We start from the raw sequence: 1,175 nt of genomic DNA, 5'->3' as shown, positions 1-1,175 counted from the left end.
CCATGACCACCACCACCGAGATGCCGGTTGTCGCCGCGTCCCGCTGGCGCCGGATCGCCGGCTCGATGAGCCGGGCGGAGTGGACGCGGCTCGGCGGGATGGCCGCGTTCGTCATCGCGCTGCACGTCATCGGGTGGTTCATCCTGGTGGCCGTCGTCGCCCCGACGCACTACAGCCTGGGCACCAAGTCCTTCGGCATCGGCATCGGCGTCACCGCCTACACCCTCGGCATGCGGCACGCCTTCGACGCGGACCACATCGCCGCGATCGACAACACCACGCGCAAGCTGATGGGTGAGGGCAAGCGCCCGCTGTCGGTGGGTTTCTGGTTCTCCCTCGGGCACTCCAGCATCGTCTTCGGACTGGCCCTGCTGCTCTCGCTGGGCGTCAAGTCGCTGGCGCACCCGGTGCAGGACGACGGCTCGCAACTGCACAGCGTGACCGGCTGGATCGGGACCACCGTCTCGGGCGCGTTCCTGTACCTCATCGCCTTCATCAACCTGCTGATCCTGGCCGGGATCTGGAAGGTCTTCCGGCAGATGCGCGAGGGCGACTTCGACGAGGCCGCGCTGGAGGAGCACCTGAACAACCGCGGCTTCATGAACCGGCTGCTCGGCCGGGTGATGAAGTCGATCACCAAGCCGTGGCAGATGTATCCGCTGGGCCTGCTGTTCGGTCTCGGCTTCGACACCGCCACCGAGATCGCGCTGCTGGTGCTGGCCGGTTCGGGCGCCGCGTCGGGGCTGCCGTGGTACGCCATCCTGTGTCTGCCGGTGCTGTTCGCCGCCGGCATGTCGCTGCTGGACACCATCGACGGTTCCTTCATGAACTTCGCCTACGAGTGGGCCTTTTCCAAGCCGGTCCGCAAGGTCTACTACAACCTGACCATCACCGGCCTGTCGGTGGCCGTGGCCCTGATCATCGGCACCGTGGAACTCCTCGGCCTGGTGGCCGACAAGGCCAAGCTGCACGGCGCGTTCTGGGACTGGGTGGGCGGCCTGGACCTGAACATCGTCGGCTACGTCATCGTCGGGCTGTTCTTCGTCACCTGGGCGGTCGCGGTGGCGATCTGGAAGTTCGGCAACATCGAGGAGAAGTGGTCCGCCGGGCTGCGCACGGCCGAACAGCGGGAGTGACCCGCCGGGATCACCCGCGGGACCGCGGCGGCGCCCGGC

Annotated in this window: 1 protein-coding gene; it reads left to right on the top strand. The window is 67.7% G+C overall.

Annotated features, from left to right (window positions below):
• Positions 1–2: 2 nt before the first annotated feature.
• The gene (locus GA0115240_RS23950) at positions 3–1,136 is read left to right on the top strand and encodes a HoxN/HupN/NixA family nickel/cobalt transporter (RefSeq protein ID WP_176725158.1); all 1,134 of its coding nucleotides are present in this window, start codon (positions 3–5) and stop codon (positions 1,134–1,136) included.
• The last annotated feature ends 39 nt before the right edge of the window (positions 1,137–1,175 follow it).

This window comes from Streptomyces sp. DvalAA-14, assembly GCF_900091855.1.
Classification (GTDB): domain Bacteria; phylum Actinomycetota; class Actinomycetes; order Streptomycetales; family Streptomycetaceae; genus Actinacidiphila.
This window is presented reverse-complemented; position numbering and strand designations above follow the sequence as displayed.

Bases quoted from the DNA above. Each gene is read 5' to 3' on its own strand.
- GA0115240_RS23950 (WP_176725158.1), top strand. From the start codon at position 3: ATGACCACCACCACCGAGATGCCGGTTGTCGCCGCGTCCCGCTGGCGC.